Annotated in this window: 21 protein-coding genes and 1 pseudogene; 7 read left to right on the forward strand and 15 right to left on the reverse strand. The window is 66.4% G+C overall.

Translation table 11 applies throughout. The features are described from left to right. Positions 1–14 precede the first annotated feature (14 nt). The gene (locus OU995_RS02265) at positions 15–2333 is read right to left on the reverse strand and encodes an NADP-dependent malic enzyme (protein WP_267833724.1); all 2319 of its coding nucleotides are present in this window, start codon (positions 2331–2333) and stop codon (positions 15–17) included. 301 nt (positions 2334–2634) lie between these two features. Here OU995_RS02265 and pstS point away from each other — a divergent pair, with 301 nt between their 5' ends. After that, positions 2635–3741 carry a phosphate ABC transporter substrate-binding protein PstS gene (pstS, locus tag OU995_RS02270; protein WP_267833725.1) on the forward strand — a complete coding sequence of 369 codons (1107 nt, stop codon included), beginning with the start codon at positions 2635–2637 and terminating at the stop codon, positions 3739–3741. Positions 3742–3883: 142 nt separating this feature from the next. Here pstS and OU995_RS02275 read toward each other — a convergent pair whose 3' ends face one another. From OU995_RS02275 to def, 8 genes and pseudogenes are all read right to left on the reverse strand, one after another. Then, a complete protein-coding gene (locus OU995_RS02275) occupies positions 3884–5077 on the reverse strand; it encodes a phosphoglycerate kinase (protein ID WP_267833726.1) in 1194 nt (397 codons plus the stop codon). Positions 5078–5161: 84 nt separating this feature from the next. Next, positions 5162–5491: an AzlD domain-containing protein gene (locus OU995_RS02280; protein WP_267833727.1), complete on the reverse strand. Its 330-nt coding sequence runs from the start codon at positions 5489–5491 to the stop codon at positions 5162–5164. Then, positions 5488–6231 carry an AzlC family ABC transporter permease gene (locus OU995_RS02285; RefSeq protein ID WP_267833728.1) on the reverse strand — a complete coding sequence of 248 codons (744 nt, stop codon included), beginning with the start codon at positions 6229–6231 and terminating at the stop codon, positions 5488–5490. The genes OU995_RS02280 and OU995_RS02285 overlap by 4 nt, the downstream gene beginning before the upstream one ends. Positions 6232–6404: 173 nt before the next feature. Next, on the reverse strand, positions 6405–7193 hold the full coding sequence (locus OU995_RS02290) for a head GIN domain-containing protein (protein ID WP_267833729.1): 789 nt from the start codon (positions 7191–7193) through the stop codon (positions 6405–6407). A 143-nt stretch (positions 7194–7336) separates the two neighbouring features. Next, a complete protein-coding gene (locus OU995_RS02295; RefSeq protein ID WP_420714798.1) occupies positions 7337–7873 on the reverse strand; it encodes a hypothetical protein in 537 nt (178 codons plus the stop codon). A 38-nt stretch (positions 7874–7911) separates the two neighbouring features. After that, complete coding sequence (gene htpX, locus OU995_RS02300) at positions 7912–8757, reverse strand: zinc metalloprotease HtpX (RefSeq protein ID WP_267833730.1); 846 nt, start codon at positions 8755–8757, stop codon at positions 7912–7914. A 212-nt stretch (positions 8758–8969) separates the two neighbouring features. Next, on the reverse strand, positions 8970–9935 hold the full coding sequence (gene fmt, locus OU995_RS02305) for a methionyl-tRNA formyltransferase (RefSeq protein WP_267836152.1): 966 nt from the start codon (positions 9933–9935) through the stop codon (positions 8970–8972). An 89-nt stretch (positions 9936–10024) separates the two neighbouring features. Then, positions 10025–10544 (reverse strand): annotated as a pseudogene (def, locus tag OU995_RS02310) (peptide deformylase). A 213-nt stretch (positions 10545–10757) separates the two neighbouring features. Here def and OU995_RS02315 point away from each other — a divergent pair. From OU995_RS02315 to OU995_RS02325, 3 genes are all read left to right on the forward strand, one after another. Then, positions 10758–11915: a LysM peptidoglycan-binding domain-containing protein gene (locus OU995_RS02315; protein ID WP_267833731.1), complete on the forward strand. Its 1158-nt coding sequence runs from the start codon at positions 10758–10760 to the stop codon at positions 11913–11915. A 170-nt stretch (positions 11916–12085) separates the two neighbouring features. Continuing rightward, positions 12086–13126 carry a DNA-processing protein DprA gene (gene dprA, locus OU995_RS02320; RefSeq protein ID WP_267833732.1) on the forward strand — a complete coding sequence of 347 codons (1041 nt, stop codon included), beginning with the start codon at positions 12086–12088 and terminating at the stop codon, positions 13124–13126. A 92-nt stretch (positions 13127–13218) separates the two neighbouring features. Beyond that, positions 13219–13671, forward strand: a complete 453-nt coding sequence (locus tag OU995_RS02325) for a DUF494 family protein (RefSeq protein ID WP_088454524.1) — start codon at positions 13219–13221, stop codon at positions 13669–13671. Between the two features lie 270 nt (positions 13672–13941). On the opposite strand, the gene OU995_RS02330 is transcribed toward OU995_RS02325, so the two are convergent. The 4 genes from OU995_RS02330 to yajC all read right to left on the reverse strand — a co-directional run bounded on the left by OU995_RS02330 (position 13942) and on the right by yajC (position 19927). Beyond that, positions 13942–16395: a DUF1631 family protein gene (locus OU995_RS02330; RefSeq protein ID WP_267833733.1), complete on the reverse strand. Its 2454-nt coding sequence runs from the start codon at positions 16393–16395 to the stop codon at positions 13942–13944. A 34-nt stretch (positions 16396–16429) separates the two neighbouring features. Beyond that, complete coding sequence (gene secF, locus OU995_RS02335; protein ID WP_267833734.1) at positions 16430–17461, reverse strand: protein translocase subunit SecF; 1032 nt, start codon at positions 17459–17461, stop codon at positions 16430–16432. 41 nt (positions 17462–17502) lie between these two features. Next, on the reverse strand, positions 17503–19425 hold the full coding sequence (secD, locus tag OU995_RS02340; RefSeq protein ID WP_267833735.1) for a protein translocase subunit SecD: 1923 nt from the start codon (positions 19423–19425) through the stop codon (positions 17503–17505). 178 nt (positions 19426–19603) lie between these two features. Beyond that, a complete protein-coding gene (gene yajC, locus OU995_RS02345; RefSeq protein WP_267836153.1) occupies positions 19604–19927 on the reverse strand; it encodes a preprotein translocase subunit YajC in 324 nt (107 codons plus the stop codon). Between the two features lie 236 nt (positions 19928–20163). Here yajC and OU995_RS02350 point away from each other — a divergent pair, with 236 nt between their 5' ends. From OU995_RS02350 to OU995_RS02360, 3 genes are all read left to right on the forward strand, one after another. Continuing rightward, complete coding sequence (locus tag OU995_RS02350; RefSeq protein WP_267833736.1) at positions 20164–20829, forward strand: GntR family transcriptional regulator; 666 nt, start codon at positions 20164–20166, stop codon at positions 20827–20829. Then, the gene (locus tag OU995_RS02355) at positions 20826–21827 is read left to right on the forward strand and encodes a proline racemase family protein (protein WP_267833737.1); all 1002 of its coding nucleotides are present in this window, start codon (positions 20826–20828) and stop codon (positions 21825–21827) included. Before OU995_RS02350 ends, OU995_RS02355 begins: the two co-directional genes overlap by 4 nt. Positions 21828–21891: 64 nt before the next feature. Then, positions 21892–23622, forward strand: a complete 1731-nt coding sequence (locus tag OU995_RS02360; RefSeq protein ID WP_267833738.1) for a glycine betaine ABC transporter substrate-binding protein — start codon at positions 21892–21894, stop codon at positions 23620–23622. Here OU995_RS02360 and OU995_RS02365 read toward each other — a convergent pair. Both OU995_RS02365 and OU995_RS02370 read right to left on the reverse strand, forming a co-directional pair. After that, positions 23579–24775 carry an HDOD domain-containing protein gene (locus OU995_RS02365; RefSeq protein WP_267833739.1) on the reverse strand — a complete coding sequence of 399 codons (1197 nt, stop codon included), beginning with the start codon at positions 24773–24775 and terminating at the stop codon, positions 23579–23581. The two genes, OU995_RS02360 and OU995_RS02365, sit on opposite strands and share 44 nt — an antisense overlap. Before the next feature lie 495 nt (positions 24776–25270). Continuing rightward, positions 25271–26044 (reverse strand): ABC transporter ATP-binding protein, encoded by a 774-nt coding sequence (locus tag OU995_RS02370; RefSeq protein WP_267833740.1) that lies wholly within the window; start codon positions 26042–26044, stop codon positions 25271–25273.

Here is a 26044-nt window from a genome sequence, read left to right on the forward strand (position 1 = left end):
TTCCCCCTGACCCTTCAACCGCGGCTCGCCTGGACGTCCACCACCGCCAGCGCCGTCATGTTGACAATGCGGCGCACGGTGGCGGAGGGCGTCAGGATGTGGACCGGGCGGGCAGCGCCCAACAGGATCGGCCCAACCGTGACGCCCTGGCCGCCCACAATCTTCAGCACGTTGAAGAGGATGTTGGCTGCATCCAGGGTGGGCAGCACCAGTAGGTTGGCTTCGCCCTTGAGGGTGCTGTCCGGCAGGAAGGTGTGGCGCACATCTTCCGAGAGGGCCGCGTCGCCGTGCATTTCGCCGTCGCATTCCACGTCGGGATGCTGTTCCACAAAGAGGTCCCGGGCTTCGCGCATCTTCACCGCCGAAGGCCGCTTGCTGGAACCGAACATGGAGTGCGAGAGGAAGGCCAGCTTGGGCGGCAGGCCAAAGCGCTTCAGTTCGTCCACCGCCTGGCCTGCGATTTCGGCCAGTTGCTCGGCATCCGGGTCGTCGTTGACAAAGGTGTCAGCAATGAACAGGGTGCGCTGTTCCAGCATCAGCGCATTCATGGTGGCGAAGTTGCGCACGCCCGGCTTGAGGCCGATGAGGTTGCTGACGTGCTCCAGGTGCGAGTCAAAACGCCCCACCAGGCCGCAGATCATCGCGTCGGCATCGCCCAGGTGGATGGCCAGTGCACCAATGGTGGTGTTGGAGCGGCGCACGGCCGACTTGGACATCTCCGGCGTGAAGCCTTCCCGGCCCATGATCTGGTGATAAGCCTCCCAGTACTGGCGGAAGCGGGCATCGTTCTCAGGGTCGATGACGGCCACGTCCTCCCCCAGCTTCAGGCGCAGGCCGGCGCGCTGGAGACGCATCTGGATGACTTCGGGGCGGCCGATGAGGGTGGGCTTGGCCAGACCTTCGTCCAGCGCCACCTGCACCGCGCGCAGCACCCGTTCGTCTTCACCTTCGGCATAGATGACACGCGCCGGGGCTGCCTTGGCCGAGGCAAACACCGGACGCATGAACATGCCGGTCTGGTAGACAAAGCGCGAGAGGTGCTCGCGGTAGGCGTCCATGTCTTCGATCGGGCGGGTGGCCACACCGGATTCGGCAGCCGCCTTGGCCACGGCCGGCGCAATGCGCAGGATCAGCCGGTTGTCAAAGGGCTTGGGAATGATGTAGTCCTGCCCGAAGACGAGTTCCTGGCCGGCATAGGCGGCCGCCACTTCCGGCGGCGTTTCGGCCTTGGCCAGCGCGGCAATCTCGCGCACGCAGGCCAGCTTCATGGCTTCCGTGATCTTGGTGGCGCCACAGTCCAGGGCCCCACGGAAGATGTAAGGGAAGCACAGGACGTTGTTGACCTGGTTGGGATAGTCCGAACGGCCCGTGGCCATGATGCAGTCCGGGCGGGCCTGCTTGGCCAGTTCCGGACGGATTTCCGGTTCGGGATTGGCCAGCGCCAGGATGATGGGCTGGCGCGCCATGGTGGCGACCATCTCGCCCGTGAGCACGCCCGCTGCGGAGCAGCCCAGGAAGACGTCCGCATCCTTGACCACATCGGCCAGGGTGCGGGCGCTGGTGGTCTGGCAGTAACGGCGCTTGGATTCGTCCAGCTTGCCCGCATCCGCACGCTCGGTCTGGATGACGCCCTTGGAGTCCACCACAAAGATGTGCTCGCGCTTGACGCCCAGGCCCACCATGACATCCAGGCAGGCAATGGCCGCCGCGCCCGCGCCGGACACCGCCACCTTGACCGCACCAATGTCCTTGCCCACCAGCTCCAGGCCGTTGAGCAGCGCTGCGCTGGAGATGATGGCCGTGCCATGCTGGTCATCATGGAAGACCGGGATGTTCATGCGGGCGCTGAGTTGCTTCTCGATGTAGAAGCACTCCGGTGCCTTGATGTCTTCCAGGTTGATGCCGCCCAGCGTCGGCTCCATGGCGGCAATGATGTCCACCAGCTTGTCCGGATCGCGCTCGGCCAGTTCGATGTCGAAGACGTCAATGCCGGCAAATTTCTTGAACAGGCAGCCCTTGCCTTCCATCACCGGCTTGGCGGCCAGCGGGCCGATGTCTCCCAGGCCCAGCACCGCCGTGCCGTTGGTGACCACGCCCACGAGGTTGCCCCGCGAGGTGTATTCGGCCGCCAGGGTCGGGTCTTTTTCAATGTCCAGGCACGGATAGGCCACACCCGGCGAATAGGCCAGGGAGAGGTCGCGCTGATTGGACAGGGCCTTGGTCGGCGTGACGGCAATCTTGCCGCGCGTGGGGAAACGGTGATAGTCCAGCGCGGCATCGCGCAGGGCCGCTTCGGCAGGACTGAGGCCAAGGCCGTTGTTGTGTTCACTCATGCGGGTTCTCCGTCGCGACCAATCGCGAATCTGGATCTGACAGGGGCTCTCATTAGACAGGAGCCCCTCGTTAAGCAAATGGGGGCACGAAGCTTAATGGCTGTTGCCCCGTCCTGCCGATGCTTTGAGTTTTAACTCGCATGCAAAGATGGCAATGCATCGGGCGCTCACCAGGCCACACCTGTCGGCATTCGCACAACAGGTCGGGAGATCTCCCCAGAACACGGGCCGTTCCAGACATCTTCCGCGCACGCCACCTCCCTAGAATCGCGGCGCCTCCAGCCTTCGTGATTGCCCTAGCATGCCTTTCAAGTCCGTCCCTGCTCCCTTCACCCCAACACACGCTGCCACCGCAGGGGGCTCGCGCCGTGTTCTGCGCGGCCTCTGGCTGGGCGCATTGCTGACCCTCGCCTCCAGCGCGTTTGCCCAGGTGCAGGGCGCAGGCGCGTCCTTCCCTTCGCTGGTCTACGGACGCTGGGCCCTCGCCTATGAAAAGAGCAACGGCGGCCAGGCCGTGACCTACAAGGCCACCGGTTCGGGTGATGGCGTCAAGCGCATCACCGCCCGCGAGGTGCAGTTCGGCGGCAGCGATTCCCCCTTGTCGGCCGAGGAACTGGCGAAGCGGCATCTGGTGCAGATTCCGATGCTGGTGGGCGGCATCGTGCCGGTGGTGCAGTTGCCCAGCGTGCCCGAAGGGCGGCTGCAACTCAGCGGCGAGGTGCTGGCGGACCTGATGGCCGGCCGCATCCGCCAGTGGAATGACCCGCGCATCACCGCCCTCAATCCGGGTCTGCCACTGCCTGCCCTGGCCGTTCGCCGGGTGGTGCGCGCCGACAAGTCCGGCACCAGTGAAGGCTTCACCCGCTATCTGAGCGAGGTCTCGCCCAGCTTCGCCGCCGAGATCGGCACCAATGCCCAGCCCAAGTGGCCGGGCGAGGTGGAGCGCGCCGAGGGCAACGACGGCATGGTCAAGGCCCTGAAGGCCGCGCCCGGGTCGATTGCCTATGTCAGTTATGACCGGGTGCAGGCCGAGCGCCTGAATGCGGTGAGGCTGCGCAATGCCGCCGGCCAATGGGTGAGCGCCAACGAAGCAGGCTTTCGCGCCTCCATCGCCGAAAGCGAGCTCTCCCGCAAGGGCGACGATCTGGCCTCGCTGATGAATCGACCGGGCGCCAGCAGCTGGCCCATCACCATGACCAGCTTTGTCCTGATCGATGCCACGCCAGCCAAGGGCGATGAGGCCTCTCCCGTGATGCGCTTCCTCTACTGGTGCTTCATGCACGGGGACGACCTGACGCGCGGCACCGGCTTTGCGCCGCTGCCGCTGACGCTGCAGTCCAAGCTGGCCGCGCGTTTTGGCGCGGTGAAAGCACAGGACGGCAAGGTGCCCCACTACCAGGCGATGTAAACGCCGGGCCGGGAAGGCCTTGCCGCATCAACAAGGGGCGCCGTGGCGCCCCTTTGTTGTTGGCAACCCCGCGAACGGCGGATGCAACCAGCGCTCGTGGCGCCTGTCAAAGATCAGGCACTGCCCGTGGCGCTCAGGCCTCTCAGCCCGCCGCGCGGCGGCTCAGGATCTCGAAGGCGGGCAGGGTCTTGCCTTCCAGCACTTCGAGGAACGCCCCGCCGCCGGTGGAGATGTAGCCAACATCCTTGTCGATGCCGTATTTGGCAATCGCCGCCAGCGTGTCGCCACCGCCGGCAATCGAGAAGGCGTCCGACGCAGCAATCGCGCGGGCGATGGTTTCGGTGCCATGGGCAAAGGCATCAAACTCGAACACACCCACCGGGCCGTTCCAGACGATGGTGCCGGAGGCCTTGAGCTGTTCGGCCAGTTGGGCCGCCGTCTTCGGGCCGATGTCCAGGATCAGATCATCATCGGCCACATCGGTGGCTGCCTTGACGGTGGCCGGCGCATCGGCGGCAAAGGCCTTGGCCGTCACCACATCCACCGGAATCGGCACCGCAGCGCCGCGGGCCTGCATGGCATCGATGACGGCCTTGGCTTCACCCACCAGGTCCGGCTCGGCCAGCGATTTGCCAATCTTCAGGCCTGCGGCCAGCATGAAGGTGTTGGCAATGCCGCCGCCCACGATCAGACCGTCCACATTGTTGGACAGCGACTTCAGGATGGTCAGCTTGGTCGAGACCTTGGAGCCCGCAACGATGGCCACCAGCGGGCGCTTCGGATTGGCCAGCGCCTTGGTGATGGCATCGATCTCGGCCGCCAGCAGCGGTCCGGCGCAGGCGATCTTGGCGAACTGGGCAATGCCGTAGGTGGATGCTTCGGCGCGATGCGCCGTGCCAAAGGCATCGTGCACAAAGATGTCGCACAGCGCCGCCATCTTGCGCGACAGCTCTTCGCTGTTCTTCTTTTCGCCCTTGTTCACCCGGCAGTTTTCCAGCAGCACCACCTGGCCCGGGGCCACGTCCACGCCGTCCACCCAGTTGACCTTGAGCGGCACGTCACGGCCCAGCAGTTCACTCAGACGGCGCGCCACCGGGGCCAGCGAGTCTTCAGGCTTGAATTCGCCTTCGGTCGGACGGCCGAGGTGAGAGGTCACCATCACCGCCGCGCCGGCCTTGAGCGCCATTTCAATGGCGGGGATGCTGGCCCGCACGCGGGTGTCCTCAGTGATCTCGCCGGCATCATTGAGCGGCACATTGAGGTCGGCGCGGATGAACACGCGCTGGTTGGCAACCTTGCCAGCACTGACCAGGTCGGCGAAACGCAAGACATTCATGATGAATCGACTGAAGTTGTGGGAAATCTGTTGCGGTTGGCAAGCAGCCGCAGTGATCGGGCGAAGCTTACCAAGAGCGGACCGTCACCACCCCAGACCGATGCGCAAGGCAAGCATCACCACCGTGCCGCTGACAATGGTGCCCAGAATGCCGCGCTTCCAGAAGAAATAAGCCGTACCGGCGGCCACCGCGTAGAGGCGCGCGTCCTTCCAGGTGGAGATCAGCTCGCCCTGGGTCATGACGATCTCCGGCACGATAACCGCCGCCAGTGCGGCCAATGGCGCATAACGCAGGCCATCGCGCAGCCAGCCCGGCATCGGCACCTCACGCTCGGGAATGAGGAAGAACGCCCGGGTGAGGACCGTGATCAAGGCCATGCCGGCAATGCCCAGCACCGTTTCCCAACCGCTCATGCCTGGCCTCCATGGCCTGCGTTGCGGGAAGTGCCCGGTGGCCAGCGCTCCATCATCAAGCCGGCAGCCACAGCCGCCGCAATCGCCACGAGGATGTTCAGGCGCAGCGGCAAGCCGTACGCCGCCACCGCCGCACACGCCGCCACGGCCGCAGAGACCCAGGTGGTGCGGTTGCCCAGCAGCGAATAACTCAAGCCCAGCAGGGCGAGCACACCGGCAAAACCGAGGCCCCAGTGGGTCGGGATGCGGTCAGCCAGGAAGATGCCCGCAATGGCCGGCACCTGCCAGGCACACCAGTTGATGGCCACGCCGCCCCAGAAGTAAGGGACCTGCCGCTCCGGGTCGGACGTCATGTCCGGAAAGCGCTTGAGAAAGGCAACGTAGTTGAGGTCGGCCGCAAAGTACGCCATCCAGAGGCGTTGCCCCCGCGGCAGAGGGGCCAGGTAGTGACGCCACTGGGTGCTGAAGATCACAAAGCGCAGGTTCACGCAGAAGGACGTGGCCCAAAGCACCCACAGCGGCGCACCGCTGGCAATCAATGGGAGGGACGCCAGCTGGGAACTGCCGGCAAACACCACCAGGCTCATGAACAGCGCCATCCAGACGCTCAGCCCGCTCTTGACCATGGCCACCCCCGTCACCAGGCCCCAGGCGGAAATGCCCAGCGTGATGCCCAGCATGTCCTTGGCACCTTGCCGGAATTCGGGATGGCGCCAATGCGCGGGGAGGAGTTCGGCCATGGCCGGATTGTCGGCGCTCCACTGTCCCAGGTGTCGCCCCTCGCCCACGTTCAGCCTGGAGCGGGTCCGGCATTCGCCCGGCATCGGCATGCCGCCGGGTCTTGCGGCTGGGCGGGGTGCGCCCGGTTGAATGGGCGCTGATGAAGGCACCCGGAATGAGGTGGGCCGCCCCGTCAGTCCTTCAGGCGACGCACGCTCCCGGAGCCCGCGTTGGACAGGCTGATCTCAGGGCTCCCGACATAACCGACATCCCCGGAGCCGGCGATGCTCACATCCAGTCGGCGGCGCGCCTGCACCGTCACATCGCCGCTGCCGGCAATGCTGACCTTGGCGTCATCCACGGCCAGTTCGCGTGCCTTGACATCACCGCTGCCGGTCACGCTGACGCCCAGGGCGCCCGCCTTGCCGTTGGCGACGATGTCGCCGCTGCCGGACACCCGCAGCCCGACACGGTCGGCTTCCACGCCGGAGAGGCGGATGTCACCGCTGCCCGCGATGCTGGCGTCCAGCGTGCCGCTGACCTTCATGTTCTCCACCCGGATCTCACCCGAGCCGCTGATGGAGACCCCCCGCAGTTGCCGCAGTTCCAGCGTGATCACCGGCGTGCTGCTGCTGTTGAGCTGGTAGCCCCGCTTGGAGGAGATCTCCAGCGTGCGGCCCTGCCGGCCCTCCACCACCCGGGTCTCCAGGTAGGGCTGGAGATTGCTGTCGGTGCGCACTTCCACCTTGTCGGTGTCAGCCTGGCGCACCACCACCCTGAAACTGCTGCTCAGTGCCACGGCCTCGAAGCTGCCGGTGTCCCGCTTTTCCGAGGTGACCGTCCCGTTGCCTTCCACCCGCTGGGACCCGCCAAAGGTCCAGGACCAGGCGTGCGCAGAACCGGCCGCCGCGAGTCCAAGCAGCGTGAAAGCGACAAAGCGGCGGGTGGAGCGGCCTGTGTAGCGGCGGGCGGTCTTGTTCATGGATGCAATCTCCTGGGATTCGGAATGATCGCATCATCGGCCTGCCCCCCGGGAGGGCGCCAGCACGGGGTGACGAACTGCATCCAGACCGGGACGATCTGCAGCAGCACGGGCATGAAGCTGCCGCAGTGGCGGTGGCGGCCTCAGCCGGCGTTCTTGCCCTTGCCGGCCTTGTCGGATTTATCGGCCTTCTCCGTCTTGTCGGCCTTGTCAGACTTGCTGCCCTTGGCCGACTCTTCGGCATCCCCCGCGTCCGCCGACGCGTCCGCCGGCTTGCTGGCGGCGCCATGGGCCACCACCGGGCGGGTGCCTTCCAGCTTGTTCTCGCGCATGTATTCGTCCATCTCGCGCCAGCCGTCATACACCGCCGCCTTCTGGGCCTTGGGGTTGAGGGCATAACAGTCTTCGATGGCCCGCATGGCATTGCGGCAGGCGCCGCCAATGGCTTTGCCCTCGGCTTCCTTGGCCGCCGCCACCTTGGCCGGGTCTTCAATGCCCAACTGGTCACAGCCGGACATCAGCAGCAGCCCCGCCACGGCCGCCGGCATCAGCGCCAGGCGCAGCCCCCGCCCGCAAGCAGAGGCAGCAACGGAAACGGGCCCCACAAAGGGGCCCGCAAGGTCCGCCGCCGCCTGCGGGCGGCGAGCGGAGGACAGGAGGGACGCACAGAGCTTCATCATCTCGATATCGGCCGGCCGTGACGCCGCTTGAGCTGGAGTTACCGGCGCACCATCGCCATCAGGCGCGCAATGCGCTCTTCGGTGGCCGGGTGCGTGCTGAACAGGCCTCGCAGCCCACCGCCAGAGAGCGGGTTCATGATCATCATCTGGGCCGTTTCCGGATGGCGCTCGGTGGCTTCCAGAGGAATGCCCTGAGCATAGCGGTGGATCTTGTCCAGCGCCGAGGCCAGGGCCTGCGGGTCGCCGGAGATTTCCGCACCGCCACGGTCGGCTTCGAATTCACGGGCACGGCTGATGGCCATCTGGATGAGGCCAGCCGCGATCGGTGCCAGGATGGCCACCAGCAGGCCCACCAGCGGATTGGACGGACGACCTTCACTGTCACGACCGCTGAAAAACACCGCAAAGTTGGCCAGCGCAGAAATCGCACCCGCCATGGTGGCGCTGATGGTGGAAATCAGGATGTCCCGGTGCTTCACGTGCGCCAGCTCGTGCGCCATGACACCGCGCAGCTCCCGCTCACTGAGCACCCGCAGGATGCCGGTGGTGGCGGCCACCGCCGCATGCTCCGGGTTGCGGCCGGTGGCAAAGGCGTTGGGGGCGTCTTCCTGGATGAGGTACACACGCGGCATGGGCAGCTGCGCCCGCTGGGCCAGCTCACGCACCATGCGGTAGAACTGCGGCGCACTCGCCTCGTCCACCTCCTGCGCGTTGTACATCTTCAGCACCATCTTGTCCGAGAACCAGTAGCTGAAGAAATTCATGGCCAGCGCAAACACCAGCGCAATCACCATGCCCTGCTGACCTCCAATGACGGACCCGATCACCACAAACAGGGCGGTGATGGCGGCCATCAGGATGGCTGTCTTCATCAGGTTGAACATGGCTGGTCTCCTCGATCCTCGCAAAAAGGGCTGAATGGCAAACGGTCAAACGTCAAACGTCAAACGTCAAACGTCAAACGGCACACGGTCGAACCGACACGTGGACATGTGGACAGTACACCGTCCTGAGGAACCATGTGGCGGCGCGGGCCGCAGGTTCAAGTCGAAATCCCCTGCGGACAGGTGCGGAAGGACCGATGCTGGCGCGGCGTTCAGCTCAGCCGTTCGCCAGGCCGCAGCGGCCGGGACTGCAGGAAGGCCGCCGCCGGCAGGCGCTTGCCACCGGCACGTTGCAGTTCCAGCAGGCGAACAGCGCCTTGACCACAGGCCACCACCGGGCCCTCGGCGGTGACCGACAGGATGTCGCCGGGCTGGGTGGAGGCCGGCAGGGCGTCCACCGATGCGACCACTTCCGCACGCCAGATCTTCAGCGACTCTTCGTCCAGTTGGGCCACACCACCCGGGAAGGGATCAAAGGCCCGCAGACGGCGCGCGATCTGGCTGGCGTCATCGGTCCATCGAATCTGGCTTTCGGCCTTGTCGATCTTGTGCGCGTAGGTGACACCCGCCTCCGGTTGGCGGCGGGGTTGCAGACGACCGGTGGCCGCCTGGGCCAGCGCCGTGAGGATCAATCGTCCCCCCATGGCCGCCAGACGGTCATGCAGGCGGGCGGTGGTGTCGTCCGCCGCAATGGGCTCGCGGTCTTCCAGCAGCATGTCGCCGGTGTCCAGGCCCTCGTCCATCTGCATGATGGTGATGCCGGTTTCCGCATCCCCGGCTTCAATGGCCCGATGGATCGGGGCCGCACCGCGCCAGCGCGGCAGCAGGGATGCGTGGATGTTCAGGCAGCCCAGACGCGGTTGGGTCAGCACCCAGGCGGGAAGAATGAGGCCGTAGGCGGCGACCACCAGCACGTCCAGCCGGGCCGCTTCCAGCGCCGCACGCCCGGTTTCGGCCTCATCGGCGAACTTGCCGTCCAGGCGGAGACTGCGCGGCTGTGCGACCGGAATGTCATGACGCACCGCCAGTTGCTTGACGGGAGAGGCCTGCAGCTTCATGCCACGGCCGGCTGGCCGGTCCGGCTGGCTCAGCACCAGCGGCACCGTGATGCCGGCGTCCAGCAGCGCCTGCAGGGCCACGGCGGCGAATTCCGGGGTGCCGGCAAAACCGACACGCAGACCCGCGAGCGCTGCACGGTCCACCGCACTCAAGGACTGCACCGCCGGGCCCGCCGACGATGCGGGGCTGGAACCGTTGTGCTCCGTCATCAACGACCCTTTGAGTCTTCGCGTGCTTTTTTCACGAGCTTGGTCTTGATGCGTTCGCGTTTGAGCGGGCTGAGGTATTCCACAAACACCTTGCCGGCCAGATGATCCATCTCATGCTGCACGCAGACGGACAGCAGGCCTTCCGCATCGAACTGGAAGGTGTTGCCGTCGCGGTCCAGGGCCTGCACGGTGACGTGGCGATGGCGCATGACCTTGTCGTAGATCGTCGGGACGGAGAGGCAGCCCTCTTCACCCTCGATGAGCTCGTCAATCGCTCTTGGCCACGAGCTCCGGATTGACCAGAACCAGCGGCTGATTGCGCTCTTCCGAGACATCCATCACGAGAACACGCTCATGCACATCCACCTGAGTGGCGGCCAGGCCCACCCCTTCGGCGGCATACATGGTTTCGAGCATGTCGTCCGCCAATTGACGGATGCGGTCGTCCACCACTGCCACGGGCTGGGCCACAGTGTGCAGGCGAGGATCGGGGTAACGAAGAATGTTGAGTTTCGACATGGTAAGGACGTGTGCGCTTGTGGACACAACACAACGCCGGTTTGTAAGGGCTTGCAAGCGGGGGCGGCTCCCTTCATTGCGGGTACCCCTGAATCTGGGCAGAATCGCCGCCAGCGATGAGTGGATTTTCGCCGATTTGCGAAGACCCGCGATTCGCTCGCATGAAAGCGCCACTGGCCACGAGGGGCCTTCACTACGGCGGGAGAACAAGGAATGACGCAACGGCGGCCGCTGGGCTTGACGACCATTTATGCAGCGCTGCTCGCCGGCGCTCTCATCAGCACGCCTGCAATGGCGGCCGGTGACTACCCCATCACGCCCAAGCAGCGGGATACCGCTCAAAAGGTGGCCCAGGCGGGCGTTCCCCTGTCAGAGCTGGCGCCCAACGCGCCAGACACCTACACCGTCAAGCGTGGCGACACGCTGTGGGGCATCTCCAGCATCTTCCTGAAGTCCCCGTGGCGCTGGCCCGAACTCTGGGGCATGAACAACGACCAGATCCGCAACCCTCACCTGATCTACCCCGGACAGGTGCTGGTGCTGGTGAAGGCTGATGGCCGCGCCCGTCTGCAACTGGGCCGCGAAGTCGGCGGCAGCGGCACCAATGGGGATGTGAAGCTGTCGCCCCGCGTGCGCTCCACCGATCTGAACGACGGCTCCATCTCCTCCATCCCGCAGCATCTGATCGAGCCCTTCCTGAACGAGGCCATCGTCCTCAACACCAACGAGCTGGCCACGGCGCCTCGTGTGGTGGCCGCCCAGGAAAACCGGGTGTGGATGACCAAGGGTGAGCTGGCCTACGCTCGCGGCGAATTCAGTGGCGACACCGAATACCGCATCTTCCGCCAGGCCAAGCCGCTGCTGGACCCGGTGACGAAGGAAGTGCTGGGTTACGAAGCCGCCTACGTGGGCACGGCCGATGTGGTCCGCCCCGGCAGCGGTGCTGGCACGCCGCAAGAAGTGCCCACCACGCTGAAGGTCGGCCTGGTGCGCCAGGAAGTGGGTGTGGGCGACCGTCTGGCGCCGATCCCGGCCCGCGGCTACACCAGCTACATGCCGCATGCCCCGGCCAATCCGGTGGATGGCTTCATCATCTCGGTCTATGGGGACGCCATCAACGCGGGCCAGAACCAGATCGTGGCGCTGAATCGCGGCGCGGCGGACGGCATGGAACGCGGCCACGTGCTGGCCCTGTGGCGTGCGGGTCGTGTGGTCAAGGACACCACCACCGAATCCAAGGACGCCATTCGCCTGCCGGATGAACGCCATGGTTCGCTGTTTGTCTTCCAGGTCTTTGACCGGGTCTCCTACGCCCTGGTCCTGACCGTGCAGGAACCGGTCACCACCGGCGACCGCTTCACCCAGCCCTAGCATGGGCTGAGGCTGACCCCGACGCAGGACAGCGATGCAGCACGAGGACCTCCGGACCTGGCTGCATCTGCTGGACAGCGTCGGCCGCGCCGCCGCCCGGCGGCTGCTGACCCGCCACGGCGACCCTGCGGCAGTGCTCAAGGCGGGGCCCCGCCGGCTGGACCGGCCTGGTGACCGCCGCCGAGCAACAACGTCTTCGCGACGGCCCTCCCAAGCTGGAACAGACCTGGCGCCGAACGATGGCGTGGCTGGAGGGCACTGAGTCAGGCTCCGCCTCCTCACCGGCGTCCCGCAGCCTGCTGCTGCTGGGTGACCCCGACTATCCCACGGCCCTGCTCAACACCGCCGACCCACCCTTGCTGCTGCACCTGGAGGGGCGACGCGAGTTGCTGCAGCACCGCTCGGTGGCCGTGGTGGGCAGCCGCCACCCCACGCCGCAAGGTGAGGACAACGCCCGTCAGTTTGCTGCGGGTCTGGGGGAGGCAGGCTTCTGTGTGGTGTCGGGTCTGGCCGCCGGCATCGACGGCGCCGCCCATGAGGCCGCGCTGAACACCGCTGGCGGCACCATGGCCGTGCTGGGCACAGGCCTGGATCAGGTCTATCCCCTGGCCCACGAAGCACTGGCCCGGCACATCGGGCGACGCGGGTTGTTGATCAGCGAATTCTTCATCGGCACGCCGCCGCTGGCACCGAATTTCCCGCAGCGCAATCGCATCATTGCCGGTCTCACAGAAGGCTGCCTGGTGGTGGAAGCGGCGGTGAAATCAGGCTCCCTGATCACCGCGCGCATGGCCAGCGAGGCGGGCCGCGAGGTGTTTGCCATTCCTGGCTCCATTCACGCGCCACAGTCGCGGGGCTGCCACCATCTGCTCAAGCAGGGCGCCTGCCTGGTTCAGACCCTGGAGGACCTGCTGTGTGAACTGCCGCCGATGAACGCGGCGGCTGGCGCGCAAGCGGAGTCCGCGCTCACCTCCGTTTCTTCGCCCACCACGGCCGCCCCCGCAAGCCGTGGATCGACCCAGGACAGTGCGGCCGAACCCCGGCATCCCCTCCTGCGCGCCCTGGGCCACGACCCCTTGTCGCTGGAGCAATTGAGCCAACGCACCGGCTGGCCGATAGACGAGTTGTCTGCCGCACTTCTGGATCTGGAACTGCAAGGCGCGGTGGCGCGGCTCCCTGGCGCCCGCTTCCAGCGTCGCGTCCGCGCCTGAGCGCCTCGGGCCCGCCCTATCCGGGAATATCCGCGCCAAGGCCCTTTCATTTCGCTCCGGAGGGGTTTCAGGCCCTGGGGTATAGTGCCTCTATGTTTGACGTGCTCGTCTATCTGTACGAAACCTACTGGCGGCCTGACGCCTGTCCGGATCACGCCCAGCTGACCCGGAAACTGTCAGCCGTGGGGTTTGAGGACGACGAGATCCGTGACGCCCTCTCCTGGCTGGACGGGCTGGCCGCTTCCGCCCAATCGCATCATGCCGAGCCGGGTGAACGCAGTCTGCGCATCTATTCCCGGGACGAACAGGAACACCTGGGTGACGCCTCCATGGGCTTCATCAGCTTCCTGGCCTCGGCCGGGGTGCTGCCCACCGCCATGCGTGAAATGGTCATTGACCGCGCCATGGCCATCCCCGGTGGCCCGCTGGACCTGGAAGATCTGAAGATCATCGTGCTGATGGTGTTCTGGAGCCTGGGGGAAGAGCCCGATGCACTCATCCTGGACGAGCTGTTTGTGGCGCCAGAAGAACGGCTGATCCACTAGCAGCCTCCCGACTTGGCAACAAAAAGCCTCAGGCGTACTTAGGAGTATCGCGCTGAGGCTTTTTTGTTTGGGGCGGGCACCTTCTGGGGGGCCGACTGCGAGGTGCGGCCTGGGTTGCGTGGCCTGAGGTTCTCACCGTGAGCCGTGAAATGTGCGAGCCAGGATTCGTGGCCCCGAGCCTGACCGCCCGAGAGGGCTCGCGCGAACGAGTCCTCGCTCAAGCCGTCTGACGCTCAAGCCGTCTGACGCTCAAGCCGTCCGAGGCTAGGCTCAAGCCAGCAGGCGGCTCGGATCCACTTCCAGCTTGGCCAGCGCATTGCGGGTGGCCTTGACGGTGAGCGACTCGTCCTGCGCGGGCAGCATCAGCCCCGCTTGCAGGAAGGCCGCCAACCGGCTGAGCTGGAACAGCACCCCACGCCCCTGCGGCGAGACAAACAGAATCAGGTGGTGGCGCATGCCGCGCCACACCAGTTGCACCGGCTCCACCCGGTTGCGGTAGTCCAGCATGTACCAGCTGCCCACCTGCAGTTCACGGGCCCAGGCCAGCATGGCCGGCGTGGGCGCGGTGCCGCCTTCGGCCACCACTTCCAGCCCGTCCACCTCATGGCTGGACAGGTCTCGCACCAGCGATTCGTTGACTTCCACGCCGGCTTCGGTGTTGGGCAGCATGGCCTCCAGCGTCTCCAGCTGGCCCATCAGCTCATCCAGACGCTCGCGCGGGATGGCCGCGGTCTTGGCCGTGAACGCCGCAGCCAAAGCATTGTTGAGCGAGCGGATCTGCTCATCCTGCCGGTCGGTGGTCATGCCCGCATGACCCATGCCGTCGCGCAAGGTCTTGAGCAAGGGCGGCAGGCGGCGGATGACCTCGGCCCGATCCTCACGGGACACCTTTGCACTGGCCGACCAGATGAGATCGGCCGCTGCCCGCTTCATCAGCTTGGTCTGATCGGCATGCGGGCCATACCGCACGCCGGTCACGGCCAGCACATCGGCCCAGATCTGGAAGAGGAAGTCCCGGACACCGTCCTGCACCGGGACCTCGGACAGCATCTTGCGCAGTTCAATCGTGTATTGAATGGCCAGCGTTTCGCGCTGCTCCACCTGCTGCGCCAGCGAGACACCCTTTCGGGAGACTTCGTTTTCCTGCTGGAAGTAGTGGTCGAGGAACTTCTCGAATTCGGTCAGCACCGTCTGGAAAACGCGGCGACCGGTGTCCGGATAGGCTTCCACCACCTGCACCACGCGTTTGATTTCTCGCTCCAGGGCATCACCGATGTCGGCGGCCGAGGCACTGAAACCCATGACGCAGGCGCCCATGCGGTCGATGAGACGACGCGCCGGATGATCTTCCGCAGCAAAGAAATCGGGTTCGCCGATGGCCACGCGCAGCACCGGCATCTGCAGCCGGGCAAACCACACACGCAGCGACGGCGGGATACGCTCCTCTTGCAGGATGGCCTGGAACAGCAAGGCCACCAGTTCAATGGTGGCGCGCTCGGCGGGCGTATCTGCGGCCTGTTTCAGGGCCGATTTCAGCACCTGGTTGCGCTGCCGGATTTCGTCCAGCGCCTGGGGCGCGGTCATGTGGATGTCCACGCCGGGAGCGTCCGCCTGCTCGACCCGCCGCTGCACGGTCTCCTGCGCCATGGTGATGGCCGCGCCCAGCCGCTGGGAATGCCGCGACAAGGGAGCGCCCATCTGGGTGGGCGACGGGCTGGTGATGGTAGCGCGGCCGGTGGCCGGCCCCAGTTGGGCGGAGCGGGACATCGGCGGCGGTGGCGGTGGCGCCGGTGCACGGGCCAGCTCGGGGACATGACGTGCCAACACACGTTGCAACTGCGCCATGACCTGCTGGGCCGACTGCGCTGCTGGCGCCATGACGGCTCCGGCGGCCGATGAGGCGGCGGAAGCAGCCGCCGAAGCAGCCATTGACGCAGCGGCGGAGGATGGGGGGGCGATGCCAGGCGTTGCGTAAGCACCATGCGAAGGCCCATGGCCCCCGCTCTGCGGCGCAGCCGTGCCGGCCGGTGCCGCCGGGCCTGCACCAGGCGCCGATGGCTGCAGCCCGGACGCATTGCGGCGGATCAACGGCCGCAGGTCCACCTCGGGCATCACGCCCTGCTGGAGCAGCCAGTGATTGCTGTCGTGATAGGCCTCGCTCAGCAGTAGCGACAGTTCCTGATGCAGCGGACGCTGCAGCATCTGCCAGATGGAGCTGGTGAGGCCGGACTCAAACCAGGCGTCCAGCACCAGGCGGGAGAAGACCTGCGCGCGCAGCAGATCCTGATGGGGCAGGTCTTCCAAGCCCTCCAGGCGCTGCAACCGGTTGCGCAGGTCGCTGAATTCCCAGCTTGCCTTGTCCAGCATGGCCAGGGCCAGGCGAGAGGCGATGATTTCCCGCTCGATGGTGTCGTCATCCACCAAGGACAGATTCTGGGGACGGCTGGAGAGCGACGCGGACCGGGAATCGCCCGGCCCGTGGTGATACACATGCCGCAGCGACTTGCCCAGGCGGGCATGCCAAGGCGTGGCACACCGCTGCCACGCTTCAAAAGCGTCGCGGCGGGCCATCTGCAGCGCGTGCTCGGCAGGCTGGGACCGCAGGTCCTGCACTGCCGTGGTGAGGGAGGCCACCACGGCAGGCAGGCCCCGCAGCAGCACTTCCGTGTGAACGCGCCGCGCCTGGGAAGCCAGTGCCTGTGAACGAGCGTCTGCGGCGGTCATCGAGAGAAAAAGTGAAGAACTGCGGCTGACTCTACTACACCACCGCGCCAGCGTTCGGGTCGTCCGGGTCCTCCCGCTTGGAGGACTGCTTGATCAGGTCTTCCCGCTTGACACCCAGCCACATCGCGATGGCCGCTGCCACAAAAACGGACGAGTAGATGCCAAACAAGATGCCGATCGTCAGCGCGATGGCGAAGTAATGCAAAGTCGGGCCGCCGAACAACAGCATCGACAGCACCATCATCTGGGTAGAGCCGTGGGTGATGATGGTGCGGCTGATCGTCGAGGTGATGGCGTGGTCGATGACCTGATGGGTGTTGAAAGTGCGGTATTTGCGGAATGCTTCACGCACCCGGTCAAAAATCACCACCGATTCGTTCACCGAATAGCCCAGCACCGCCAGCACCGCCGCCAGCACCGCCAGTGAGAATTCCCACTGGAAGTAGGCGAAGAAGCCCAGGATGATCACCACGTCGTGCAGGTTGGCGATGATGCCGGCCACGGCGAACTTCCATTCGAAGCGGAAGGCCAGGTAGAGCATGATGCCGATGACGGTGGCTGCCAGCGCATAAGCCGCGTTGGTGGCCAGCTCCGCCCCCACCGACGGCCCGATCAGCTCGCTTTTGGACAGCGCCAGCGGCTCGGCCTGCCCGACCACGCAGGTGGGCTTGCTGACCGCCTCGCCTTGCGGCGTCACCGACTGATGCTGCTCCACCTTGCCGTTTTCGGCGGTGCACAAGGCCTCGAACACCTTGCTGACGATGACGTCCTGCTTGACCTCCGGCTTCACCGGCAGACGGATCATCACATCACGGGTGGTGCCGAAGTTGGTGACCTGCACCTCCCCGAACCCCATCTGCTCGACCACATGCCGGGTCTTGTTGATGTCCGCCGGCTGGGCATAGGCCACCTCGATGGAGGTGCCGCCGGTGAATTCGATGGAGAAGTGCAGCCCGCGCGTGACCAGGAAGAACACGGCAGCGGCAAAAGTGAGGAACGACACGACGTTGAACACCAACGCGTGCTTCATGAACGGGATGTCCCGTTTGATTCGGAAAAATTCCATGGCGTGCTTCGCTCGGTACTGGGTGCAAGGGGTGCGAGGCCTCAGCGGGCCTTCGCGACCTCGTTGGCTTCGCTGCTGCCGGCACCCACGGTGCCGGGTTCAGACGTGGGTTTCCAGATGGTGCCGATGGACACACCCTTGAGGCGCTTGCGGCGCCCATACCAGAGGTTGACCAGCGCCCGAGAAAACATCACCGAAGAAATCATCGAGGTGATGATGCCCAGACAGTGCACCACGGCAAAGCCCTTGATGGGGCCAGAACCGAAGGCCAGCAGCGCCATGCCTGCAATCAGCGTGGTGACGTTGGAGTCCAGGATGGTGGCCCAGGCACGTTCGTAACCGGCATGGATGGCCTGCTGCGGTGCCAGGCCGGCCCGCAGTTCTTCCCGCACTCGCTCATTGATCAGCACGTTGGCGTCAATGGCCATGCCCAGCACCAGCGCAATGGCCGCAATACCGGGCAGGCTCAGCGTGGCCTGCATCAGCGACAGCACCGCCAGCAGCAGCAGCAGGTTGAAGCCCAGGGCCAGCGCCGAGAACACGCCAAACATCATGTAGTAGATGCACATGAAGACGGCGACCGCCACAAAGCCCCAGGTCACCGAGGCAATGCCCTTGTCGATGTTTTCCTTGCCCAGGCTCGGGCCGATGGTGCGCTCTTCGATGATGTCCATCGGCGCTGCCAGCGAACCCGCGCGCAGCAGCAGCGCGGTGTCGCTGGCCTGCTGGGTGCTCATCGAGCCGGTGATGCTGAAGCGGTTGCCCAGCTCGCCACGGATGGTCGGGGACGTGACCACCTCACCCTTGCCCTTTTCGAACAGGATGATGGCCATGCGCTTGCCGATGTTCTCGCGCGAGACGTCCTTCATGATGCGGGCGCCCTTGGCATCCACGCTCAGGTTGACGGACGGGTTGTGGCTTTCGTCGAAGCTCGGCTGCGCATCGTTGAGGTTGTCACCGGTGATGATGACGGGGCGCTTCACGATGATGGGAATCATCTGGTCGTCGCGACGCTCCAGATAGCGCTCGGAGCCGAACGGCACCGGGCCCGTGCCGCTCAGCGCGGCCTGGGCTTCGGCACTTTCGTCCACCATGCGCAGTTCCAGCGTGGCGGTGCGGCCAATGATGTCCTTGGCCTTGGCCGTGTCCTGCACACCGGGCAGTTGCACGATCACGCGGTCGCGGCCCTGCTGCTGGATGACCGGTTCGGCCACGCCGAGTTCGTTCACCCGGTTGTGCAGCGTGGTGATGTTCTGCTTGATGGCGGCGTCCTGCACCGCGATCACGGCGGCCGGGGTCAGCGCGCCAGTCAGACGCAGTTCGCTGCCTTCGCCGGAGGCGGTCCAGGTGACTTCGGAGGTCTGGCCTCGCACCGCATCCAGTGCCTGGCTGCGGGTGGCATCGTCGCGGAAGTTGATGACCACGCTGTTGCCGTCCCGGGAGATGCCGGCATGGCGGATGTTCTTGTCACGCAGCAGCGTGCGCACATCGCTGGCCAGGGCGTCCGCCTTCTTGGTCAGCGCGGCCTTCATGTCCACCTGCATCATGAAGTGCACCCCGCCGCGCAGGTCCAGGCCCAGATACATCGGGAAGGCATGCAGGGCGGTGAGCCATTCCGGCGAGCGGGACACCAGGTTCAGTGCCACCACGTAGGGCGGCTCGCTGGTCTCGCTGCCGTTGAGGGCGCGGGAGATGACGTCCTTGGCCTTGAGCTGGCTGTCGGTGTCATTGAAGCGGGCGCGCACCGAGCTGGCCTCCAGATGCACGAAGTCGGGCTTCAGGTTGGCCTGGGCCAAGGCCTGTTCGACCCGCTGGCGGACGTTGTCGTCCACCTTGATCGTGACCTTGGCGCTCGACACCTGCACGGCCGGCGCTTCGCCGAACAGATTGGGCAGGGTGTAGATGAAGCCCACAAGCAGTGCCACGAGCAGCACCGCATATTTCCAGAGCGGGTAACGGTTCATGAGGACATCCTCTGAAAACCAGGCAGGGCGGCGAGCCGCCACCTAAAGCGGACCCGGCCGGTGCCAGGGCACGGGCCGGGTCGTCTGGGCGTCTCGACCGAGGTGGAGACGCCCGGCAGGTCCGGTGGATCCGGTGAGGGATCCGGTGACGCCGGCCACCCGGTGACCGGCACATCCATCACTTGGTGACGGTTCCCTTGGGCAGCACCTGCAGCACGGCAGAGCGCTGCAGCTGGACCTCGACGCCGTTGGCGATTTCCACCGTCAGGTAGACCTCGCCCACCTTGCTGATCTTGCCCAGGATGCCGCTGTTGGTGATGACTTCATCGCCCTTGGACAGCGCTTCCACCAGGGCGCGATGCTCCTTCTGACGCTTCATCTGCGGACGGATCATCACAAAGTACATCACCACAAACATCAGCACCAGCGGCAGCATGCCGAGGAAGCCTCCAGTGGGATCGGAACCAGCCGCAGTCTGGGCGTAAGCGTTGGAAATAAACACGTCGATATCCCTCAGAAATGGGTCGCCCCGCAGCCGGCCTTGCGCCTGCCGCTGGACGAATGAGCCCATGATTGTATGCGTCCGGTCCGGACGTCCCGCATGGCGTCTGACGCCGATTTAATTGGGGATGTCCATCGGAAACCCAAGGCCGGGTCCGGCCCCGGTCGTCAAGTCGGGGGAAGCGAGCGGGCCGACGCCTGCGGGCGGCCACGGGGGAACTGCGATGATGAACCCCCATGACTTCAGACACCCTCGAACAACAAGAACAGGACAAGCGCCGGCAGGCGGACCAGGCCTACGACGCCATCGAGAACATGATCGCCACGCTGGATCTGCGGCCTGGTACGCCGGTGGTGGAGTCCGAACTGATTGCCCGTATCGGCCTGGGGCGCACCCCCACGCGGGAAGCGCTGATGCGACTGGTGGCCCAGGGGCTGATCGTGCAGTTGCCCCGGCGCGGGCTGATGGTGAGCGACATCCAGGTGTCCGACCAGTTTGACCTGCTGGATGCCCGGCGACCACTGGAACGCCTGATCGCCTGCTGCTCGGCACGCCGGGCCAGCCCGGCCCAGCGCGAGGCGCTGCTGACCTGCGCCGCGCGGATGGCCGACGCGGCCGAGCGGGAAGACCTTGAAACCTACATGCGGGCGGATCAGGCCCTGGACCGGGTCAACCATGCCGCCTGCCGCAACCGCTTTGCCGTCGGGGCGGTGGTGCCGATGATCATCCAGTGCAGACGCTTCTGGTACGCTTATCGGCACCATGGCGACGTGGCCGTCGGCGCACGTTGCCATCAGCGTCTGGCCGAAGCCATTGCCAGCGGCGACGGCCCGGCGGCAGCAAAGGCCACCGATGCGCTGATCGACGCCCTTCGTGAGTTTGCCCAACAGGTGATCGCATGACGCTTTCCGCCCTTCCGCTGGGCCTGCCTCCGGGCGTGCTGCCCACCGGGCTGGACACAACCACCCGCGTGGTGGATTCACATACCGGTGGCGCGCCCACCCGGGCGGTGGTGGGTGGCGGGCCGGCGTTGTATGGGGTCACCATGGCGCAGCGGCTGCAGGAACTGCGGGACCATCACGACGCCTGGCGCCGGGCACTGGTCACCCCACCACGCGGTCATGTCGGGTTGGTCGGCGCCCTCCTCACCGAACCCGAACGGCCCGGCAGCCAGGCCGGGGTGATTTTTTTCGACGCTACCGGTTATCTCGGCATGTGTGGCCACGGCACCATCGGCGTCGTGGCGTCTCTGGCCCATCTGGGCAAGCTGCGACCGGGCCCGCTGTGGCTGGATACGCCGGTGGGCACGGTGCATGCGGAATTCATGCTGGATGGCAGCGTCCGCCTGGAAAACGTCCCGGCGTACCGGCACCAGCAGGCGGTGGCCATCGAGATCGACGGCCGTACGGTGCATGGCGATGTGGCCTGGGGCGGCAACTGGTTCTTCATTTGCGAGGACCACGGGCTGGCGCTGGATCTGGCCCAGGTGACGACGCTGGTGGACTTCTGTCAGCGCCTGCGCGAATTGCTGGCGGCACAGGGCATCACGGGCGCCCAGGCCGCGCCCGTGGATCACATCCAGCTCACCGGGCCGGCCCTGGACCCGGCGCATAGCGGCCGCAATTTCGTGCTGTGCCCGGGTCTCGCCTGGGACCGCAGCCCCTGCGGCACCGGCACCAGTGCGCGGGTAGCCTGCCTGGCGGCCGACCAGCGGCTGCTCTCCGGCGAGATCTGGCGCCAGGAAAGCATCACCGGCAGCCTGATGGAAGCGAGCTGGCAGCCGGCTCCCACGGCGGGGCAGGTGCTGCCCACGCTGGTCGGGCGGGCCTATGTGACGCTGGAAGGCTCGGTGGTGATCCAGCAGGACGACCCGCTGGGCTGGGGAGCCGCTCCTGCCTAAGTGGTGCCACGCGGAGCGATTGGCGCTGTTGCGGGCGCTTGAGCTGGGAAGGCTGCAAGTCCGGATGCTGGGATCATGGCTGCGACGGGTCAGAGACCGGATCAGCGGCCAAATCAGTCGGTGGGTCCACCTGCTGCTCCGCGCGCTCCTGGTGGCCGTTCCCGCTCTGGCCCTCGCCCAGCCCCAGGACCCACCGATCAAGGTCGGGTCGAAACGCTTCACCGAGAGCTACATCCTCGCGGAGGTGCTGGCACAGACCGTGCGCGCGGCTGCGCCGCACACCCGCGTGGAGGTCCGACAGGGGCTGGGCAACACCGCCATCGTGCTGGCGGCACTGAAGTCCGGCAGCATCGATGTGTACGCGGAATACACCGGCACCATCGAGCGCGAGATCCTCGGGCTGGGTGCAGGCCCTGCCCACGCGGCCAGCGCGGGCACAGCACCCCGCAGTGCCCTGACGCTGGCGCAATTACGGGCAGCACTTCAGCCGCTGGGGCTGGGGGTGGATGTACCGCTGGGCTTCAACAACGGCTATGCCTTGGCCGTCAGCGGCGCTACGGCGCGCCGACTGGCGTTGAGCCGCTTGTCGCAGCTGCGGGACCACCCAGCCCTGCGGCTGGGCCTCAGCAATGAATTCATGGGGCGCGCCGATGGCTGGCCCGGGTTGTCACAGCGATATGCCCTGCCCCAGCGTCCACAAGGCCTGGATCACGGCTTGGCGTATCAGGCCCTGCGCAGCCGCCAGATCGACATCACCGACATCTACACCACCGACGCCCAGATCGCCGCCCAGGGTCTGGTGGTGCTGGACGACGATGCACAGTACTTCCCGCGCTATGACGCGGTGCTGCTCTATCGCCTCAGCTTGCCCGAGCGGCATCCGAAGGCCTGGGCGGCGCTGAAGTCGCTGCAGGGGCGAATCCATGAGCCGGCCATGATCGCGATGAATGCCAAGGCCGAGCTGCAGGCGATGAGCTTTGAGCGGATCGCTGCGGACTTCCTGGCAGGCGGCTCACAGGGGGCGCCGAATATCGAGCCGGGCACGACGCAGCGCCCCCCGCAGAACATGGCCTCGGACGTTGGGCTTCCGCCTGGAACCCATGATCCACTCACGGCTTCTGCGGTCTCGCAGTCCGCTTCCTCGCCCACGCCGCCTTCAGCGCTTGCTGCACTCGCTGCCCGCCTCACCGGCCCGGACCTGCCTCGGCTGGCGGCACAGCATCTCTGGCTGGTGGTGGTGTCTGTCGGCGTGGCGACGCTGATCGGTCTGCCGCTGGCCATCCTGCTGCATCCCTGGCCCCGCTGGCGCGGCGCCCTGCTGGCCGTCTGCGCCTTGCTGCAGACCGTGCCGTCCCTGGCCCTGCTGGCCATGCTGATCTGGGCCCTGGGACGCATCGGCCCGGAGCCTGCCCTGGTGGCGCTGTCGCTCTATGCCTTGCTGCCGATTCTGCGCAACGCCACCGTGGGTCTGGACGAGGTGCCTTCCGGTCTTCTGATGGCAGGCCACGCGCTGGGTCTGCGTCGGACCCAGGTGCTGCGGCTCATTCAGTTGCCGCTGGCCCTGCCGGTGATCGTGGCGGGGGTGCGCACGGCCACCAGCCTGTCGGTGGGAACGGCCACGATGGCCGCGTTCATCGGCGCGGGCGGCTTTGGCGAGCGCATCGTGACCGGGCTGGCGCTGAATGACCGGGACCTTTTATTGGCCGGGGCCCTGCCAGCCGCAGCGCTGGCGCTGATCTTCGAGGCGCTGTTCAGCCTGTTGTCGCGGTGGCTGGCGCGTCGCCCGAGCCATTGAAGCGTTCTTCCAGCGCGGCATAGGCACGCTGCCGCGCTGCCGACCAGTCGCCCAGTTGCGACGGCGCAAGCCCGGGCTGCATCAGATGGCGCAGTGACACCGCGTGAGCCTCGCGCACGATCTCCGCCAGCACGGCGACTTCCGCGCCCTGGCCGCGACGCTGGCTCAGCGCTTCGGCCACTCGCGTCGGGAAGCCCCAGTGCGTGACGATGCGGGCGGACCATTCCAAGGACATCGGCAGCAGTTGCCGATGCAGGGCCTCGCGATCCAGCGAGGGACGCTGGCCCACCGGCAGCGCGTCCAGCACCCGCAGCAGGGCCATCATGCCAACCTGTGCGCCGAGGCCGGCCAGGTAAGCGGCAAAGCGCTCATCACCGGGCGGGGCCAGACGCATCGCGGCCAGCGAGCAGCGCTCGCCGAGGTCCCACAGCAAGGTGCCGGCCTGACGGCTGAAGCGGCCCTGGCGGTCCTGGTTGAAGATCGGGCGCAGCGTGGACCGCAACACCACCTGGTTCAGGCCCTCATGGCCGATGACCATGACGGCACTGGCCAGATCGGTGATTTCTCGTTCGGGCCGGTACATCGCCGAGTTGGCCATGCGCATCAACTCGCCGACCAGGCTGGGATCTCGCGACAGCAGATCCACCAGTTCACGGGAGGACAGGTTTTCACGACGCATCAGCCGCAGCAGTTGCGGCAGCACAGCGGGCAGGCGGGGCAGCAGTTCGGCCCAGTCGGACCCCGAGCGGACCTGCAGCCGTTGTAGCAAAGGCGCTTCCTGCGGATGGGGCGGCACATCGCGCAGGCGCTGGAAGCCAAACAGCCGTGCGCTGAATTGCAGCCACTCGCCAGAGGCCTGGAGCGGTGCACCGGTTGCACCGGAAGGCGCCCCCGAGGTCGCGAAAGCATGCTCGAAGGACGGGGCGGCGGAAGGGGGGACGGAAGGCGAAGCCGTGGGGATGGCACTGGCGGCGGCCGAGTGGCTGGCGCGGAAGGCGTTGTTGGGCTCGGCGCGAGGGTGAACAGCGGAGGGTGCAGGGGCAGGTGCAGACGCAGCCCCGTGCGCAGCCGTTGGCGGGAACGGCGCTGCCGACGCTGAGGACGCCTGCGGCGCCTGTGTTGCCAGCGGCGTCTGCGTTGGGGACGCGCTCAACGACAGATGCCTATCACTGCGTCGTTCGCTCAGGAGATGGCCCTGACCCGGAGCTTCCTGCTCGCCGTGCCCACCCGCTCCCCGTTCGCGCGATGCGGCAGCGGCCGTGGATGCAGCGGGGCGCTCGACGGGACGATCAGACGCACGATCACCCGAGGACGACAGAAGTTTGCGCAGGGAGTTCAGCAGGGCCATGGTGGTTGCCGCCGATTATCTGGCGGCCCCTGAGCCGAGTGTGCAGACCCAGGCACGCCTCCCTCAAGCGAGGGTGCCATTGCGGCGTGGATTTCGCACGCTGCACGCCAGCTTTGCAATCCTGGCATCAACGGGGTGCCGGCGGGGGCGGCTGATCCCCGCCAGTACCCGCCAGTACCCGCCAGTACCCGCCACAGTACCCACCAGCACCCGTCAAGACTCGCCATGACCGGATGAGACCCACTGGTACTCGCGAGCATCAGATGGAATCAGATGGCATCCGCTGTCCAGGTCGTCGCATCAGCCTGGCGTGGTCGAGGCTCTGGGCCCCGGTGGTTCGGTCGACGTGGCCCGCCTGGCGCTGCCGAGGTAGGTGTCCACCACACGAGGGTCTTTCGCCAGCGCCGCTGCCGGCCCTTGTAGCGCGATCTCGCCAGTCTCCAGCACATAGGCATGGTCGGCCACCTCCAGCGCCGCCCGGGCGTTCTGTTCCACCAGCAGGATGGAAACACCGGTCTCGCGCAGCCGCGACACGATGCGGAAGATGTCCTTCACGATCAAAGGCGCCAGCCCCAGGCTGGGTTCGTCCAGCATCAGCACCTTGGGACGCCCCATCAGCGCACGCCCGACGGCCAGCATCTGACGCTCGCCGCCGGACAGCGTGCCAGCCCACTGCGCGCGCCGTTCCCGTAGCCGCGGAAACAGGCCATAGACTCGCTCCAGTTCATCACGCCAGTCGCGCTGGCCCAGCCGCATCGGCCGGAAGCCGCCGAGGACGAGGTTGTCCTCCACCGTCATGGTGGTGAAGAGTTCGCGCTTCTCCGGCACCAGGGCCAGCCCCTTCATCACTCGCTGCTCCAGGTCCAGTCCCTGCAGGTCTTCGCCATCCAACCGGATCCGCCCTCTCGCGGGCAGTACGCCCATCAGTGCGTTGAGCGTGGTGCTTTTTCCGGCGCCGTTGGGGCCGATGACGGTGACCACCTCGCCTTGACGCAGGCGGAGGTTCAGGCCGGTGAGCACCTCCGCACGCCCATACGCCACACACAGGCCTTGCACTTCCAGAAGGTCGCTCAT

Origin of the sequence: Roseateles sp. SL47 (genome assembly GCF_026625885.1) — a bacterium.
Lineage (GTDB): Bacteria > Pseudomonadota > Gammaproteobacteria > Burkholderiales > Burkholderiaceae_C > Roseateles.